The organism is Micromonospora maris AB-18-032, from assembly GCF_000204155.1.
Taxonomy (GTDB): Bacteria; Actinomycetota; Actinomycetes; order Mycobacteriales; family Micromonosporaceae; genus Micromonospora; species Micromonospora gifhornensis.
Genome location: NC_015434.1, coordinates 2084559 through 2100880 on the forward strand (window position 1 = coordinate 2084559; position 16322 = coordinate 2100880).

General features: G+C 71.3%; 17 protein-coding genes. 9 read left to right on the forward strand and 8 right to left on the reverse strand.

What is annotated here, in order from left to right:
• The first annotated feature begins 53 nt into the window (after window positions 1-53).
• Together VAB18032_RS09550 and VAB18032_RS09555 are read left to right on the forward strand one after the other, a co-directional pair.
• Window positions 54-647 (forward strand): hypothetical protein, encoded by a 594-nt coding sequence (locus VAB18032_RS09550; protein WP_126712605.1) that lies wholly within the window; start codon window positions 54-56, stop codon window positions 645-647.
• Window positions 648-950: 303 nt separating this feature from the next.
• Window positions 951-1631, forward strand: coding sequence for a class F sortase (locus VAB18032_RS09555; protein WP_043723628.1), 681 nt, complete (start codon window positions 951-953; stop codon window positions 1629-1631).
• Window positions 1632-1644: 13 nt separating this feature from the next.
• Here the strand turns inward: VAB18032_RS09555 and VAB18032_RS09560 are convergent, their stop codons facing one another.
• The 3 genes from VAB18032_RS09560 to VAB18032_RS09570 all read right to left on the reverse strand — a co-directional run bounded on the left by VAB18032_RS09560 (window position 1645) and on the right by VAB18032_RS09570 (window position 3834).
• Entirely contained in the window at window positions 1645-1956 is a 312-nt protein-coding gene (locus VAB18032_RS09560; protein WP_043720221.1) for an antibiotic biosynthesis monooxygenase family protein, read from the reverse strand.
• A gap of 58 nt (window positions 1957-2014) precedes the next feature.
• The gene (locus tag VAB18032_RS09565; protein ID WP_013732601.1) at window positions 2015-2812 is read right to left on the reverse strand and encodes an exodeoxyribonuclease III; all 798 of its coding nucleotides are present in this window, start codon (window positions 2810-2812) and stop codon (window positions 2015-2017) included.
• A 110-nt stretch (window positions 2813-2922) separates the two neighbouring features.
• Window positions 2923-3834 (reverse strand): proteasome assembly chaperone family protein, encoded by a 912-nt coding sequence (locus tag VAB18032_RS09570; protein ID WP_013732602.1) that lies wholly within the window; start codon window positions 3832-3834, stop codon window positions 2923-2925.
• A gap of 191 nt (window positions 3835-4025) precedes the next feature.
• Here VAB18032_RS09570 and VAB18032_RS09575 point away from each other — a divergent pair, with 191 nt between their 5' ends.
• The gene (locus VAB18032_RS09575; RefSeq protein WP_013732603.1) at window positions 4026-4811 is read left to right on the forward strand and encodes an EcsC family protein; all 786 of its coding nucleotides are present in this window, start codon (window positions 4026-4028) and stop codon (window positions 4809-4811) included.
• On the opposite strand, the gene VAB18032_RS09580 is transcribed toward VAB18032_RS09575, so the two are convergent.
• Window positions 4799-5647 (reverse strand): GDSL-type esterase/lipase family protein, encoded by an 849-nt coding sequence (locus VAB18032_RS09580; RefSeq protein WP_043720226.1) that lies wholly within the window; start codon window positions 5645-5647, stop codon window positions 4799-4801. The genes VAB18032_RS09575 and VAB18032_RS09580 overlap by 13 nt on opposite strands.
• A 180-nt stretch (window positions 5648-5827) precedes the next feature.
• Between VAB18032_RS09580 and VAB18032_RS09585 the strand changes: the two genes are divergently transcribed.
• The 3 genes from VAB18032_RS09585 to VAB18032_RS09595 are packed head-to-tail and all read left to right on the forward strand — an operon-like array spanning window position 5828 to window position 8524.
• Window positions 5828-6091, forward strand: coding sequence for a DUF6343 family protein (locus VAB18032_RS09585; RefSeq protein WP_013732605.1), 264 nt, complete (start codon window positions 5828-5830; stop codon window positions 6089-6091).
• Between the two features lie 16 nt (window positions 6092-6107).
• The gene (locus VAB18032_RS09590; protein WP_013732606.1) at window positions 6108-7520 is read left to right on the forward strand and encodes an NADP-dependent succinic semialdehyde dehydrogenase; all 1413 of its coding nucleotides are present in this window, start codon (window positions 6108-6110) and stop codon (window positions 7518-7520) included.
• A 41-nt stretch (window positions 7521-7561) separates the two neighbouring features.
• On the forward strand, window positions 7562-8524 hold the full coding sequence (locus VAB18032_RS09595; protein WP_013732607.1) for a TIGR03885 family FMN-dependent LLM class oxidoreductase: 963 nt from the start codon (window positions 7562-7564) through the stop codon (window positions 8522-8524).
• A gap of 8 nt (window positions 8525-8532) precedes the next feature.
• Here the strand turns inward: VAB18032_RS09595 and VAB18032_RS09600 are convergent, their stop codons facing one another.
• Both VAB18032_RS09600 and VAB18032_RS09605 read right to left on the reverse strand, forming a co-directional pair.
• A complete protein-coding gene (locus VAB18032_RS09600) occupies window positions 8533-9054 on the reverse strand; it encodes a GNAT family N-acetyltransferase (RefSeq protein ID WP_086011276.1) in 522 nt (173 codons plus the stop codon).
• Between the two features lie 185 nt (window positions 9055-9239).
• Window positions 9240-11852, reverse strand: coding sequence for a glycoside hydrolase family 9 protein (locus tag VAB18032_RS09605; RefSeq protein ID WP_013732609.1), 2613 nt, complete (start codon window positions 11850-11852; stop codon window positions 9240-9242).
• Window positions 11853-12071: 219 nt separating this feature from the next.
• On the opposite strand from VAB18032_RS09605, the gene VAB18032_RS09610 reads away from it, so the two are divergent.
• Both VAB18032_RS09610 and VAB18032_RS09615 read left to right on the forward strand, forming a co-directional pair.
• Entirely contained in the window at window positions 12072-12800 is a 729-nt protein-coding gene (locus VAB18032_RS09610) for a PP2C family protein-serine/threonine phosphatase (RefSeq protein WP_013732610.1), read from the forward strand.
• Between the two features lie 242 nt (window positions 12801-13042).
• Entirely contained in the window at window positions 13043-14269 is a 1227-nt protein-coding gene (locus tag VAB18032_RS09615) for an epoxide hydrolase family protein (RefSeq protein WP_013732611.1), read from the forward strand.
• A 160-nt stretch (window positions 14270-14429) separates the two neighbouring features.
• Here the strand turns inward: VAB18032_RS09615 and VAB18032_RS09620 are convergent, their stop codons facing one another.
• Together VAB18032_RS09620 and VAB18032_RS09625 are read right to left on the reverse strand one after the other, a co-directional pair.
• Window positions 14430-14630 carry a DUF397 domain-containing protein gene (locus VAB18032_RS09620; protein ID WP_013732612.1) on the reverse strand — a complete coding sequence of 67 codons (201 nt, stop codon included), beginning with the start codon at window positions 14628-14630 and terminating at the stop codon, window positions 14430-14432.
• Between the two features lie 43 nt (window positions 14631-14673).
• A complete protein-coding gene (locus tag VAB18032_RS09625; protein WP_043720230.1) occupies window positions 14674-15516 on the reverse strand; it encodes a helix-turn-helix domain-containing protein in 843 nt (280 codons plus the stop codon).
• Between the two features lie 145 nt (window positions 15517-15661).
• Between VAB18032_RS09625 and VAB18032_RS09630 the strand changes: the two genes are divergently transcribed.
• Entirely contained in the window at window positions 15662-16288 is a 627-nt protein-coding gene (locus VAB18032_RS09630; RefSeq protein ID WP_013732614.1) for a GOLPH3/VPS74 family protein, read from the forward strand.
• Window positions 16289-16322 lie beyond the last annotated feature (34 nt).

Below are 16322 nucleotides of genomic sequence, written 5' to 3' on the forward strand. Positions count from 1 at the left end.
AGACCGGGTGTCCGGCGGCGCCCGGCGACTGCTCCGTCGCGCCGGGAGGGGGCATCGTGTCAGTGACCCGTACTCGCCCAGCGTTGTCGGCCGCCACCTTCGCGGCCCCGGTGCTCACCCTCATCACCGTCGCCCCACTGCTCGCCATGGCCCTGGTCGGGGCCCCGACGCCCGCCCGGGCCGCCGGTCCGGCCGCCGCCCACGTCGTGGGGCAGCCGGTCGCCGCCCCGCAGCCGCCGGGCCCGAACGTGTTCATCGAGGTCAGCCCGAGCACCGTGGAACCGGGACATCTGGTCGGCCTGCGGGCCAGTTGCCAGGACAACTCCGTCGGCGCCATCGCGGTGTCGGACGCCTTCGGCCGGGTCGCCGTGCAGCCGCAACGCGGGCTGCTGACCGGCACTGCCCAGGTGAAGGACCGGGTGCTGCCCGGCAACTACCGGGTCAAGCTGGAGTGCCGGGGCGGGGAGAGCGCCTCGACGATGCTCCAGGTGGTCCGCGCCGTCAAACCCAGCCGGGGACCGGCCACCGGATTCGGTGGCGGGGCCGGGGGCACCTCCGGTCTGCTGCTGCCCGGCGGGCTCGCGTTGACCGTCAGCGGCACGATCCTCTGGGTCGTGGCCGCCCGGCGTCGCCAGACCGGCCGGTGACCCGCCATGGCCGCCGCACGGGCATCCCGCCCCACCAACTCCGCCCGTGGCTCACGGCCGCTGGGCGCGGTGCGAGGCACCGGGAGCGTACGCACCGGCCGTGCGCCGGGTAGCCGACCGAGCCCCGTACCCCGACCCGAGATGTTCGTGCCGCCCGCCGGCGATCCGGCGCGGCGGTCGACCGGCCCCCACCCCGACCTCTTCGTGCCGCAGCCACCGACCCCCGAGCGCCCGGCACCACCGACCCCCGAGCGTCCGGCGCCGACCGGTCACCCGGCGCGTGGCTCTGCCAGACCGCCCCGGCTGACCGGTTACGCCGGAAAGTCCGCGACCACCAAGCCGGCCCGACGGGACACCCGATCAGGCCGTAGCCCCTGGTCACTGCCGCTGGCCGTGGTGCTCGTCCTGCTCGGTGTCTTCGCCACCGGCGCCGGGCTGGGGCGCAGCGTGGGCGATCCACTGCAGTGGGTGACCGCTGCCGGTGGCGAGACGTCGACCCGGGGCGTGCCCGCCGCGCCCACCGCACCCCGACCGGTGAGCCTCACCGTCGCGGCGGTCGACATCTCCGCCGCGGTGAAGCCGGTCGGCGACGCTCCGGACGGCACCATCGACGTGCCGCCGTTGAGCCGGCACGAGGAGACCGGCTGGTACGACCGGGGACCGGTGCCCGGCGAGCCAGGTCCCGCCGTCATCGTCGGCCACGTCGACACCAAGACCGGCCCGTCGGTCTTCTACGACCTGCACAAGCTGCGCGTCGGCGACACGATCGAGGTGAAGCGGGAGGACGGCTCGGTGGCGGTGTTCACCGTCAACTCCGTCGAACGCTTCCCCAAGGACGAACTGCCGGCCGACCGGATCTACGGCCACGACGGCCCGCCGAGCCTGCGGCTGATCACCTGCGGCGGTCAGTGGGTCGGTGGCCCGACCGGATACGCCGACAACGTCATCGCCTTCGCCACCCACACCACGACCCGCCCCGCCTAGCGTCCGTCTCGGCTCAAGGGACCTGCTGGACGACCTCGAATTCGAGCAGGTTGGTGCCGGTGGCCACCGGCGGGCGCTGCTCGGCGCCGGGCGGGGCGGCGTGCGCGGCCCGAGCGGGCCCGGCGGCCCAGTCCTGATAGGCCTGCTCGCTCTCCCAGCGGGTGTACACGAAGTAGCGGCTCTCCCCGGCGACCGGGCGCAGCAGCTCGAAACCGAGGAAGCCGGGCGAGTTCTGCACGGCGTGCGCCCGCGCGGCGAACCGCTTCTCCAACTCCTCGCCGGCCCCCGGCGGTACGTCGATTGCGTTGATCTTCACGACTGCCATGCCCTCACCCTAGACGCGCTCCGCGCCTGCCACGGCGCAGAGTTGTCCTTCGCCCCGGTCAGAACGTCTCGACGCTCGGGGTGGGGCTGGCGTCGACGACGATCGGGGCATGGTCGGAGGGCGACCTGCCCTTGCGGGCCTCCCGGTCCACGTACGCCGAGCTGACCGTACGGGCGAACGGCGCCGAGGCGTACACCAGGTCGATGCGCATGCCCTTGTTCTGGTGGAACATCCCGGCCCGGTAGTCCCAGTAGGTGAACGGGTGCGGCCCCTTCATCGGGGTGGGCACCACGTCGACGAGGCCGAGGTCACGCAACGCCGCCAGGGCGGCCCGTTCGGCCGGCGTGACGTGGGTCGACGTGGCGAACAGCGCCGGGTCCCACACGTCGTCGTCGGTCGGGGCCACGTTGAAGTCGCCGCAGACCGCCAGGGCTCTACCGTCGGTCAGTTCGGCGTCCAGCGCGTCCCGCAGCGCCGCCAGCCAGGCCAGCTTGTAGGCGTAGTGCGGGTCGTCGGGGGTGCGCCCGTTCGGCACGTACACCGACCAGACGCGTACCCCGTCGCAGGTGGCGGCGATGGCTCGGGCCTCGGGCTCGGGGAAGCCGGGCTCGCCGGGAAAGCCGACCGTGACGTCGGACAGGCCGATCCGGGACAGGATGGCCACCCCGTTCCACCGGCCGTCGCTGTGGCTGGCCACGGTGTAGCCCAGGTCGCCCACCTCGGCGACCGGGAAGGCGCCGTCGGGGCACTTGGTCTCCTGGAGGCAGACCACGTCCGGCTCGGTGCCGGCGAGCCAGTCCAGCAGCCGGGGCAGGCGGGCCTTCACCGAGTTCACGTTCCAGGTCGCCAGGCGCATGGTGTCAGCCTGCCGTATCGGGGGCGGCTCCGCGCGCCGCCACCCCTGAGGTTGTTAACAGGGGGCCCCTGCTCTGCACCAGGCGTTAACAAGGGGCCCTTCCTTACACCTCATTCGTTGTTGGGGCGGGTCTGCTCGGCGAGGAAACGCTCCAGTTCGGCGCCGAGCTCCTCCGCGGTGGGCAGGGGACCGTTCTCCGCCGCCAGCAGGTTCTTGCCTTCCCGACCCCGGGCGTACGCGTCGTACTGCTCCTCCAGCGCCTGGACCAGGGTGGCCGCCTCCTCGCTCTGTGCCACCTGGCGGTCGATCTCCACCCGGACCGCCTCGGCGGCCGAGCGCAGCCCGTCGCGGGGCAGCAGCAGCCCGGTGCTGCGGGACACCGAGGCGAGCAGCACCTCGGCGGCGGCCGGGTATTCGGCCTGCGCCACGTAGTGCGGCACGTGCGCGGCGAAGCCCAGCGCGTCCCGGCCGGCCTCACCGAGGCGGAACTCCAGCAGGTGGCCCACGCTGCCGGGCACCTGGACCCGCTGCAGCCACGGCTCGTAACCGACGATCAGCTCGCGGCGGGTGGCGTGCGCGGTCACTCCGGCGGGCCGGGTGTGCGGCACCGCCATCGGGATCGCGTTGAGCCCGACGGTGAGGCGTACGTCCAGCCGGGTGGCGAGCCCGGCGACGGCGGCCACGAACCGCTCCCACTGCAGGTCCGGCTCCGGCCCGGTGAGCAGCAGGAACGGGGTCTCGTCGTCGTCGTGCAGCAGGTGCAGCTCCAACTCCGGCGTGTCGTAGCTCTCCCAGTGATCCTCCACGAAGGTCATCACCGGGCGGCGGGAACGGTAGTCGAAGAGTTGGTCCAGGTCGAAGCGGGCGATCGGACGGGACTCCAGCGAGGTCAGCAACTGCTCGCGGGCCAGCCGGCTGGCATTGCCGGCGTCGACGAAACCGGTGAGTGCCTGGATCAGGACCGGTTGCCCGAGGTCGGGCAGATCGTCGGTGAGTTCGTAGAGCTCGTGTGGATCGAGCACCGGTGCGGCCTCCCTGGTTGCGCGTAACGGGTCACCTTCGTTCACGGCTCCCCGATCGCCAGAACGTACCCGCCATCCTGGCGCATTCCTGCCGCGCCGGTCCGCGCGGCCCGGATTCGACCCGACCCTGCCCGAATAAGGCGTTGCGGGGCCGGGGTACATATGAGTCGGCACCACGGAAGGGAGAGTCGATGAGCGACCCGGCTGCGGCCGACGGACAGCCCGGTACCCCGGCAACTTCGGGACCCCGGCCCGCCGGCGACGCCCCCGAGACGCCACCGGTCACCCTCTGGGACCGGATGCGCCAGGACCCGCAGTACGCCCCGGAGCATCTCGCGTTGGAGGCGGTGCGCCGGCTCGGCCCGGAGGCCGCCGGTTGGGTCCGGCAGGCCCGTGCCCAGCGGCCCGAGGTCACCGCCGAAGCCCTCGCCGAGCAGGCGGTACGTCGGTTCGTCAACCAGGCCCGGCTCTCCGGTGCCGTCTCGGGCGCCGCCGGGCTGCCCGGCGCGGTGCTCGACGTCGGCGTGCTCGCCTGGACGCAGGCCCGCATGGTGCTGCACATCGCCGCCGCGTACGGCGCCGACCCGGCGCACCCGGACCGCGCCGCCGACCTGCTGGTCCTGCAGAAGGTGCACAAGGTGACGTCGAGTGCCCGGCTGGCCCTGGGGGTGGCGGCGGGCCGGGAACGGGCCGGGGCGCTGTTCGGCGGTGGCGGCCAGACGACACTCGGCCAGACGACACTCGGCCGGGCGATGCTGCGGCTGGGTGTCCGGCTGGCCCAGATGGCCGGGGTGCGGGCTGCGAAACGGGTCTTCGCCAAGATCGTGCCGGGTGCCGCCATCATCCTGGGCACCTGGGCGAACTCCTCGGCCACCAAGAACCTCGCCGAACGCTCGCGTGTCCACTACCGCCGGCACGGCAACCCGCACATTCCCCAGCCCCGCCGTTCTCCCGAGGACGACGATCAGTCGGCGTAGCCGGAGGACCGCCAGGTCACCTCGGCCAGCCGGGACTGGCCGGCCGTGTTCGGGTGGAAGTAGTCCAACGGGTTGACCAGGTCCAGGTCGAACTTGACCCGGTGCACCGCGCCGCCGTCGTACCGGCAGCGGGAGCCGTAGGCACGGCAGGCGGCCGACAGTTGCCTGTTGTAGGCGGCGACCCGCTCCTTGAACGCCGCCCGGCGGGCCCGGTCGGCCGGTGCCGTCGACGTCGGATCGGCCAGCAGCGCCGGACAGACGCCGCGTCGCCAGGCCCGGGCCGCCCGGGAGTCGTCGTGCCCGACCTCCCAGAGCCGGTACAGGTTGGGGATGCTGACCACCAGCACCCGCGCCTTGGGGCGGCCGTCGCGCAGCACCCGCAGGCCCCGGTCCACCTCGGCCCGGAACTCGGCCACCGGGGTCATCGCCTCGATCGTGCCCCGGCAGGCGTCGTTGGCCCCGATCAGCACCGTCACGTAGTCGGCCCGGTCGCGTACCGCCGCCTCCGCCTGGCCGGCCAGCGCGGCGGCCCGGGCGCCCGGCCGGGCGTGGTTGTACGCCTTGTCACGCAGGCCCGGGTTGCGGTCGAGCAGCCGCCGGTAGTGGCTGTCGACCCGCAGCCCTGACCCGGTCGACCAGGAGTTGCGTTCGCAGGAGGTGAGCACGAGGCAGGAGCCGAAACCGGTGGTGATGGAGTCACCGAGGGCCGCGACCACCTTGGGGGAGCCGGGCGGGGCGCTGCCGGTCGGCCTTGGTGTCACCTCTGAACCGGCCTCGCAGGCCAAAGCGACAAACGCGAGCAGGCAGACGGCGGCCGTTGTCCAGCGTCCCGGCATGACTTCCCCAGCCTCGTAGCGCGCAGCAATGGCATGGTGACTGTACGCGTGGGGCGGGTGGTGTTCGTGCCGCCTTGTCGGAGATGTGGCAGAGCCCTGTCGCCGGGGCGGTGAGCGTGTTAAGTGGCACCGGATCCGGTGCCGACGGTTAGTTCGGGCGCTGTCGGGTAGGTGGGAGTGATGACGAGATCACAGCCACGGCGTGCCCGCGGCACGGTCGGCCACGCGAACAGTGCGCTCAACCTGCGGCTCGTGCTGGCCAGCTTCGGGCTCGTCACCATGGTCGTCTTCGCGGTGCTGGCGTTCCGCGCCGAACTGGCCTGGCTCGGCGTCGCCTGCGTGATCTTCGCGGTGGTCGCGGTCGTCGACCTGGCCGTCATCCAACGCCGCCGTGCCGCCCGCCGCCGTGAGGAGCCCGGCGCACGGCACTCGCTCTTCGAGTGACGGGAGAAATGCCCTGATGACCATCGCCACCACGAACCCCCTCACCGGCCAGGTGCTCAAGACGTACGAGCCGATGTCGGACGAGCAGCTGCGCGGTGCGATCGAACGGGCCGACCTGGCGTACCAGCAGTTGCGTGGCACCACGATCGAGCAGCGCGGGCAGTGGTTGACCGCGGCAGCGGACCTGATGGAGGCGGAACGCGACGACATCGGCCGGCTGATGACCACCGAGATGGGCAAGACGTACGCCGCCGCCAAGGCCGAGGTCAGCAAGTGCGCCGCCGCCTGCCGCTTCTACGCCGCCCGCGCCGCCGAGTTCCTCGCCGACGCCCCGGCCGACGCGGCGGCGGTCTCCGCCACCCGGGCGTTCGTCCGCTACCAGCCGATCGGGCCGGTGCTCGCGGTGATGCCCTGGAACTTTCCGCTCTGGCAGGTGGTGCGCTTCGCCGCGCCGGCGCTGATGGCCGGCAACACCGGGCTGCTCAAGCACGCCTCCAACGTGCCGCAGACCGCGCTGCTGCTGGAGGACGTGATCCGCCGCGCCGGCTTCCCCGAGGGCGCCTTCACCACCCTGCTGGTCAGCTCCGACGCGGTCGAGCAGATCCTGGCCGACCCGCGGGTACGCGCCGCCACCCTCACCGGAAGCGAGCCCGCCGGCCGCTCCATCGCCCAGATCGCCGGCCGCGAGCTGAAGAAGACGGTGCTGGAACTGGGCGGCAGCGACCCGTTCGTGGTGATGCCCTCGGCCGACGTGGAACTGGCCGCCGAGGTGGCCACCACGGCGCGGTGCCAGAACAACGGCCAGTCCTGCATCGCGGCCAAGCGGTTCATCGTGCACACCGACGTGTACGAGGCCTTCGCCGAGGCGTTCGCGCACCGGATGTCGGCGCTGCGCGTCGGCGACCCGATGGACGCCGACACCGACGTCGGGCCGTTGGCCAGCGAGCGGGGCCGCGACGAGGTCGACGCCCAGGTCCGCGACGCGGTCGACAAGGGCGCCACCGTGCTCTGCGGCGGGGAGAAGCCCACCGGCGAGGGCTGGTTCTACCCGCCGACGGTCGTGACCGACCTGGACCAAAGCATGCGGATGTGGGCCGAGGAGGTGTTCGGGCCGGTCGCCGGGTTGTACCGGGTGTCGTCGTACGACGAGGCGATCGAGGTGGCCAACGGCACCGCCTTCGGGCTCGGCGCGAACGCGTGGACCCGGGACCCGCAGGAGCAGGAGCGTTTCGCCACCGATCTGGTGGCCGGGGCCGTCTTCATCAACGGCATGACCACGTCGTACCCCGAACTGCCCTTCGGTGGGGTGAAGAACTCCGGGTACGGCCGGGAGTTGTCCGCTCAGGGCATGCACGAGTTCTGCAACGTCAAGACGGTGTGGATCGGGGAGGGAACGGCCGGTGTCGGTGCCGGCGCCCACGCCGAGTAGTCCGGCTTACTTTCCTGCCGGCCTGGGTAGGGATGGCCGGCATGACGGCGATCGCGTTCCACGCTTCCCACGAGCAGATCCATCCGCGTGCCCTGCTGGAGGCGGTGTGCCACGCCGAGCAGGTCGGCTTCGACGCCGCCATGTGCTCCGACCACTTCGCACCGTGGAGCGAGCGGCAGGGGCACTCGGGGTTCGCCTGGTCGTGGCTGGGTGCCGCGCTACAGGCCACCGGGCTGTCGTTCGGTGTGGTCAACGCGCCGGGCCAGCGGTACCACCCGGCGATCATCGCGCAGGCGATCGGCACCCTGGCCGCGATGTACCCGGGCCGGTTCTGGGCCGCGCTGGGCTCCGGCGAGGCCGCCAACGAACACGTCACCGGCGATGCCTGGCCCCGCAAGGACGTGCGTAACGCGCGACTGCGCGAGTGCGTGGACATCATCCGGGCGCTGCTGGCCGGTGACGAGGTCAGCCACGACGGCCTGGTCCGGGTCGACCGGGCCCGGCTCTGGACCCGCCCCGAGCAGCCGCCGGCGCTGGTCGGGGCCGCGGTCAGCGTCGAGACCGCCCGCTGGTGCGCCGAGTGGGCGGACGGGCTGATCACCGTGAACGCGCCGACCGAACACCTCCGCCGCATGATCGACGCCTACCGGGAGGCCGGCGGTCGCGGCCCGGTGCACCTCCAGGTGCATCTGAGCTGGGCGAACACCCAGGCCGAGGCCGAAGCCATCGCGTACGACCAGTGGCGCAGCAACGTCTTCGCCCCACCGGTCTGCTGGGACCTGGCCACCCCCGAACACTTCGACGTGGTCTCCGCGCAGGTGCCGATGGCCCGGCTGGCCGAGGTCGTGAACATCTCCGCCGACCTCGGTCGGCACACCGGCTGGCTGGAGGACTACATCGAGCTGGGCTTCGACCAGATCGCCCTGCACCACGTGGGCCAGGACCAACGCCCCTTCCTGGACGCCTTCGGCACCCAGGTCCTCCCCAAACTCGCCCACCCCTGACCCCGGGGTCAGAGGCGGCGGGTGAGGAGTTGGCCGGGCCAGGGGGGTCGGCCGGGACGTTCCACGGTGAAGCCGGTCGTGCGGGTGAAGCCCTGACGTTCGTACCAGCGCACCAGGGCGCCGTCGTCACCGGCGTAACAGTCCACACGGAGCAGCTCGACGCCGCGCTCCCGAGCCAGGTCGGCGGCGTGCGCCAGCAGTCGACCGCCGATGCCGGCACCGGTGTACGCGCGGTCGGTGACCAGCAGGTTCACGTACAGCTCCGGTTCGGTGGCCGGTGGCACGTAGTCATAGGCGCTACCCACCACCAGCGCCCCGACCGGCTGTTCCCCCACCTGCGCCAACCACAGACCGCCCCCCTTGGCCCACCCATCAGCCTGCGCAACACGACGCGGGTCGGCAGAAGCCGGCTCCGTACCCCACTGCCCCGTACGCCCCTGCTCCACCAACCACGCCGTAGCGCCATCAAGCAGCCGCAGCACCGCCTGTGCATCCCCCGGCCCGCCCGCCCGCACCATTACATCCACCATCCCCCCCATCCTCCACCCCACCCCCACCACCCACGAGGGCCCGGTGATCAAGAGGTTCTGGTCGCCTGGATGCGGAATCCAGACCAAAACCTCTTGATCAACCGGGCCCTGGTGGGGTGGTGGTGGGGGAAGACGGGGGTGGGGCCGGGTGGGGTGCCGGTCGCCGACGGCACCCCACCCGGGGATCAGGAGACGGTGCAGGGAGCGCCGTTGACCGTGATCAGGTTGGGGGCGGGGTTGGCGCCCTTGCCGGTGGTGGCGTTGAAGCCGAACATCGCCGTGCCGCCGGGGGCGATCTTGCCGTTGTACGACTCGTTCTTCGCGGTCACCGTGGCACCGGACTGCTTCACGTCGGCCATCCACGCCTCGCGCACCTTGGCGTCACCGGTGAAGGCGAACTTGGCGGTCCAGCCGTTCAGCGTGGTGCTGCCGGTGTTGCGGATGGTCAGCTGGCCGGTGAAGCCGGTGCCGCCCTGCCAGGAGCCGTAGTTGGTGTACGTCACCGAGCAGCTCGGTGCCGGCACCGCCGCCGAGTCGCCCTGGTCGGCGAGGAACGAGGCGATCCAGGACAGCGCCGAGTTCCAGTTGATCGCCACCTCGTTCGTCGAGTAGGAGGCGATGTCGTCGACGTAGCAGAACATCGGGGCGCAGCCGGCGAGCAGTTGCTCCACGAACGGGTCCTGCAGGTCGGCGTTGGGACCACCGGCCAGCGAGCCGGCGGGCGGCTTCGGCATGCTCGGGTCGAGCTGGTAGCCGAAGATGCGGCTGTGCTGGTTCTCCGCGGCGTGCTCGCCCCAACCGGTCACGTACGAGATGTTCAGGGCGTTGCGTCCGAAGATGTAGTCCATCGTCTGCACCGCGCCGTCGCGGTACTTCGCCTGCCCGGTCAGGTCGAAGGCGGTGGCCAGCACGATCGCGTTGTTGATCACGTTGCTGTTGCCGCCCCAGAAGTAGCTGCTGGCCTCACCGGGCATCGGCAGCCCGTACGCCTGCCGGGCGATCTCGGCGAGGTAGCGGTCGGCGGCGTCGGTGACCGACGCCCGGATGCGGGTCACCTCGGCGGTCGGCAGCCCACTGGGCACAGTGGCCAGGTCGAGGCGGCCCAGCGCAGCCACGCTCTGCCAGCCGAAGCCACGGGCGTCGAACACGTCGCCGGTGTGGTGCGGCGAGGCGGTCAGGTCGGCCAGGTAGCTGGTCTCACCGGTGGTCAGGTACAGCTCGGCCGCCGCCCAGTAGAACTCGTCGGTGACGTTGCTGTCGTCGTACGCGCCACCGCCGTTGCCGTCGGTCGGGCTGGCGTACCGGGTCGGGTTGGCCTTCGCCGCGGCGTAGGCGGTCTTCGCCGCGGTGCCGCAGCGCTGCGCGAACGCCGCGTCGTACGGGGCGAACAGTCGGGCGCACTGGGCCGCGACGGCGGCCAGGTTCAGCGTGGCGGCGGTCGACGGCGGGTGCAGCTCACGCAGCTCCGGGTCGTCCTCGGGCTGCAACGGCAGGCCGGTCCAGTTCTCGTCGTGGATCTTGTGGTGGGCCATCCCGGCCAGCGGCTTTCCGGCCGGCACCTGCATGCGCAGCAGGAACTCCAGCTCCCAGCGGGCCTCGTCGAGGATGTCCGGTACCCCGTTGTCCCGCTCGGGCAGTCGCAGCGTGCCGTCGCCGAGGGCGGCGCCGAATCCGGCGGTGGCCGCGTTCTTGGTCCGCTCGAAGGCGCTCAGCAGCTGGTAGGTGGCGATGCCGCCGTTGACCACGTACTTGCCGTGGTCGCCCGCGTCGTACCAGCCGCCGCGCACGTCGAGCCGGTAGTCGCAGACGCCGGGCTGGCAGGGCACGTCGGTGTCACCCTGGTTGGGGGCGACGCCCAGGTGGCCGGCCGGGCGGGCGTACTCCTCGCCGACCAGGTCACCGTCGATGGCGATGCCGCTGCGCTGGATGTAGAAGAACTGCAGCGCGTCCGAGCGCAGTTGCTCGTAGATCGTGCCGGAGATGTCGAACGGGTGGCTGACCTCGCCGTCCACGGTCAGCGTCACGTCCTGCCCGGGGGTGCGGTACGACGAGAAGTCGACCGAGTGGACGTTCTGGGCCGACGCCGGGTCGACACCGCGCGGGGTGGTGGTGCCGCTGGCCAGCACCGCGCCGGAGGCGGACTTCAGCTGCCAGGGCAGCGCCTCGGTGGCGTCGGTGACCACTGTCGCGTTCTTCGGCCCGTGCGGCAGGTAGCCGACCTGGTTGACGCGGACCCGGGGGCCGGTGTCCGGCTCGTACGGCTCGGGCGGGTTGCCGCCGCGCAGCGAGACGTTGTCCAGGCAGACGGTCTGCTCCTGGGCGGCGCCGCCGACCTGGAAGATCAGCTGGGCGCGGCTGTCGTCGGTCGAGGCGACGAAGGTCCGCTCGACACGCTGCAGGGTGGGCGTGGCGGCCGCGGTGACCGAGTAGTAGCCGGTGTAGGGCGCGCTGCCGAGTTGCAGCACGGCGGTCACCGAGGTGCCCGGGGTGGCGTGCACGTCGAAGCCGAGGGTGTATTCGGCGCCGGCGATCAGCGGGACGCCGTCGTGGCCGATGCCGGCGTCCCAGGTGTTGGCCAGGCCGCCGGCGACGGTGGTGCACAGCTCGCCGTCGACCACGCCGAGCGGGCCGGTGCCATAGGAGAACCAGGGCGACGATCCGTTGCTGAAGTCGCCGTTGTTGATCTGTTCGGGGGCGTCTGCCGGGGGGTCGGCGTACGCGGTGCCGGCGGTGGTGCCGGCCAGCGCCACGGCGGTTGCCGCGGCGAGTACCGCGAGACGACGTCGGGGTGGCGTCACGGGGGATCCTTCCGACGAACGGGGGACGGGCGAATGGTGGCGAAGAAGAAGCTGGGAGCGCTCCCAGGTATCGGGCATGTTTCCAGGCACAGCCGACCGTGTCAATCGATCGCACCCGATCTTCTTCAGGGGCGCTCGCCAGTGAGATTCGCCGCGCCACGCCCGGTCGTCCCGATCTCCTAGAGACAACCGCGCCCTTCGCCTGGCAGGCTGCGTCCCATGACCCTGAAGCTACGTTCTGCCGGAACGAGCGACTGTGGGCTGATCCGCAGCGGTAACCAGGACGCCCTGCACGCCGGTGCCTGGCTGGTCGCGGTCGCCGACGGCATGGGCGGCATGGCCGCTGGCGACCTGGCCAGTTCGATCGCCATCGAGGCGATGGCACCGCTGGACGTGGAGACTCCCGAGCACGCGTTGGTCGCCGCGTTGCAGAGCGGCATCCAGTTGGCCACCAACCGGATCCGCCAGGCGGTCGCCGAGGATCCGCAGCGGCAGGGGATGGGCACCACACTGACCGCGCTGCTGTTCGCGCGTACCGGCAGCTGCCTGGCGTTGGCGCACGTGGGCGACTCCCGGGCCTACCTGTTCCGCGAGGGCGTGCTCAAGCAGATCACCCGGGACGACACCTTCGTGCAGATGCTCGTCGACCAGGGCCTGATCACCCCCGACCAGGCCGGCAGCCACCCCCGCCGGGCCGTGGTCACCCAGGCGTTGCAGGGCGAGGAGGTCTCACCGACGTACGCGACCATGCTGCCCTGGGCCGGCGACCGCTGGCTGCTGTGCAGCGACGGGTTGTCAAACGTCGTGAGCGCCGAGACCCTGGCCGAGGTGCTGGCCGAATATCCGGACCGTCAGCAGTGCGCGCGCCGGCTGATCGACCTCGCGTTGCGGGCCGGTGGACCGGACAACGTCACTGTCGTCGTCGCGGACGTGATCGACGAGGGCTGAGCCGCCCACAGGGCGGTACCGCTTGCGGCATCCCGCCGAACACCGTGAGCGGGCACGGACGGGACGTTGCTCCGAGGGCGCTCGCCGTCACGGCGGTGAGACCTAGTGTTGGGCTGAGGCGGTCTGGTTCTCGACAACCGGCCTGGCCGAGACAGCCGCCGTCTGCGGGATGCGCGCCGGCGAAGGGCGACGGTCGGCGATCCCACCTGCGTGATCCTGATCGACGGGGACAGGAGGCCTGCATGGCTGTCAAGATCGAAGCGCCGGTACGCACCGAGCAGATCCGGCCGTTCACGGTGCAGATTCCCGAGGCGGAGCTCGACGCGTTGCGCAGGCGCATCGCGGCCACCCGCTGGCCGGAGAAGGAGACCGTCGACGACCAGTCGCAGGGCGTGCCGCTGGCCACCATCCAGGCACTCGCGCGTTACTGGGAGAACGAGTACGACTGGCGCAAGGTCGAGGCGAGACTGAACGACCTGCCGCAGTTCCTGACCGAGATCGACGGCCTGGACATCCACTTCATCCACGTCCGGTCCCGGCACGAGGATGCGCTACCGCTGATCGTCACGCACGGCTGGCCCGGGTCCGTGATCGAGCAGCTGAAGATCATCGGGCCGCTCACCGATCCGACGGCGTACGGCGCATCCGAGTCCGACGCCTTCCACCTGGTGATCCCGTCGTTGCCCGGCCACGGCTTCTCCGGCAAGCCGTCGGTGCCGGGGTGGGGACCCGAGCATGTCGCCCGCGCCTGGACGGAACTGATGAGGCGGCTCGGCTACACCCGGTTCGTCGCCCAGGGCGGCGACTGGGGCGCGATCATCACCGACCTGATGGGGGTGCAGGCGCCGGCGGAGCTGCTCGGCATCCACACCAACATGCCCGGCGCGGTGCCACCAGACCTCGACGCGTTGTTCCAGTCCGACATCTCCGGGGCGACCAACGCGCTCGGCTCCCTGCCGGCCGGTCTCAGTGCCGAGGAGAGGCACGCCAGCGAGCAGTTGGACTTCGTGTGGAAGCACGTCGCGTACGCCCTGATGATGGCGACCCGGCCGCAGACGCTCACCGCGCTGGCGGATTCACCTGTGGGCCTGGCGGCGTTCCTGCTCGACCACGACGCCCGTAGCCTGGATCTGATCTCGCAGGCGTTCGCCGGGCGTCAGGTCGGCCTCACCCGCGACGACGTCCTGGACAACATCACGCTCTACTGGCTGACGAACACGGCGGTCTCCGCGTCGCGCCTGTACGCGGAGAACCCGCTCTCCTTCTTCGCCACCAAGGGGGTCTCCGTACCGGCTGCGGTGAGCGCCTTCCCCGACGAGCTGTACCAGGCCCCGCGCAGCTGGGTCGAGCGTGCGTATCCGAATCTCGTCTACTACCACCGGCTGGACAAGGGCGGGCACTTCGCCGCCTGGGAGCAGCCGGAGGTCTTCGCCGAGGAACTGCGCGCCGGTTTCCGGTCGCTGCGCTAGTGATGTCCTGAGTGTCGGCGGCATCGCGGCGAGAGATCCGTGCGCCGCCCGAGTGAAACGCCGTCGACGTGGCTCACGGTCGACGTCGGACAGCGGCAGTACCCCTCGGTGAGGGCTGCCGCTGTCCGACGTCGGTGTGCGTCTCTCGGCGCGGGCCGGGTCAGCGGCCGTCGGCGTCGTGGAGGCCGCCGACGAAGGCGGTCCAGGCCGACGGTGGGAACGTCAGCACCGGTCCGCCGCGGTCCTTGCTGTCCCGCACCGCGACATGACCGTCGAGTGTGGCGACCTCCACGCAGTTGCCGTTGCCCACACTGCGGGTGCTGGTGCGCCACTTCGCTCGGGACAGGTCGAGCGCGGTCATCGCGATCCCTTCATCGATACTCAGGGTGATCGCGGCGACGCGATCACGTAAAGTAGCGAGAGGCCTCTTTGAGGCGGACCAGGGATGCCGCCGGATCCAGCGCCAGTTGGCGCAGCCTCTCGTGCACAAGGCTATACGAGCGCACCTGCGCAGCCTCCTCCAGTGCCAGGCCTGTCGTGAGATTTTCCAGGTAGACCACGGCGGCGTCGGCGGCGTCGGGGAACGTGAGGATCACGTACGGGGAGTTCAGCGCGGGATGACCACCGGCCTCGAACGGCAGTACCTGGATAGTGACGTTCGGTAACTGAGCGACATCCTCCAAATGAGACAGTTGCCCCGCCATCACGCCTCGATCGCTAACCGGGCGTAACAACACGGACTCGTTCAACACCACCGACAGGTCGACCGGCTGATCGCCGCGCAGCACGTTCTGTCGGCGTAGTCGGGCGGCGACCTTGCGGTCGAGGTCCTCCTCGCCGGCGGTCAGGCGATAGACCTCCCGGGCGTACGCCTCGGTCTGCAGCAGGCCGGGCACCGCCTCGGCCTCGTACGTGCGCAGGGTGGCGGCCTCGGCCTCCAGGCCGACGTAGAACTCGAACCACTCCGGCAGTACGTCGCTGTAGTGCTGCCACCAGCCGCGTTGCTGGGCACCACGGGCGATCTCGATGAGTGCCTCGGCGTCGCTTCCGGTCACCTGGTACAGCGCCAGCGCGGCACGGACGTCGCGCGGCTTGATGCCGATCTGGGCGTTCTCGATGCGGGACAGGTTGCTCTTGGACATGTCCAGTTGCCGGGCGGCGACATCCAGGGTCATTCCCGCGCGTTCGCGCAATTGACGTAGTTCCCGGGCGATGCGGCGGCGTCGGACAGTGGGGCTCGCAGTCACCCTCCGAGTCTGTCACGGGAAAACCTGCAGGTCGCATCAGCACGGAGTGCAACTGTCGAAAACGGGAGTTGCATTGAATGGGTCCGACGTGCATGCTTGCCCCCGAGCTAGCGATCACAATGGACGGCGATTCGGGGGAGGACCGGTGCTCATCGCCGACGAGTTCTTCCTGATCGCGCACAACGACATCCGGGGCAGGGCGAAGCTGCATCCGGCGGCCACCGGCCTCGGTCTGGCCGGTGGCCTGCTCGGTGAGCTGATCCTCTACGGACACATCACCGTCGCCAACGGCCAGGTCGGCGTGATCGACCGCCGTCCACCCGCCGACGCGTTGGCGCACACCGTGCTCGACCAGCTGATCGGTGAGGCCCAGCACCAGTCGGTGCGCACCTGGCTCAGCTTCCTCGCCCAGACCGCGGTGACCGCGGTGGGGGAGCGGCTCGCCCGAGCCGGCGCGCTACGCCGGCAGGAGAGCCGCCGGCTGCTGCGCACCACCGTCAGCTACGTACCGATCGACCCCAATGTGGCCGCCTGGCCGGCCACCCGGCTGCGCGCGGTGCTGGAACGCCCCGATCCGCCAAGCGTGCCCGACGCGCTGCTGCTCGGCCTCGTCGCCTCCGCCGGGTTGACCCGGGAGGTGCTGTGGAGCGCCGGCCCCCGCGCACACCACCGGCTCAATCTGATCATCCCCGCGTTGCCGGCGCCGCTGAAGGAACTCGTGGCGCACACCGAGGCCGCTGTGGGCGCGGCCGTGCTGCGCGGCATTCCCTGAGCCGGCACCCCCTACCCCTCACTCTCACACCGGA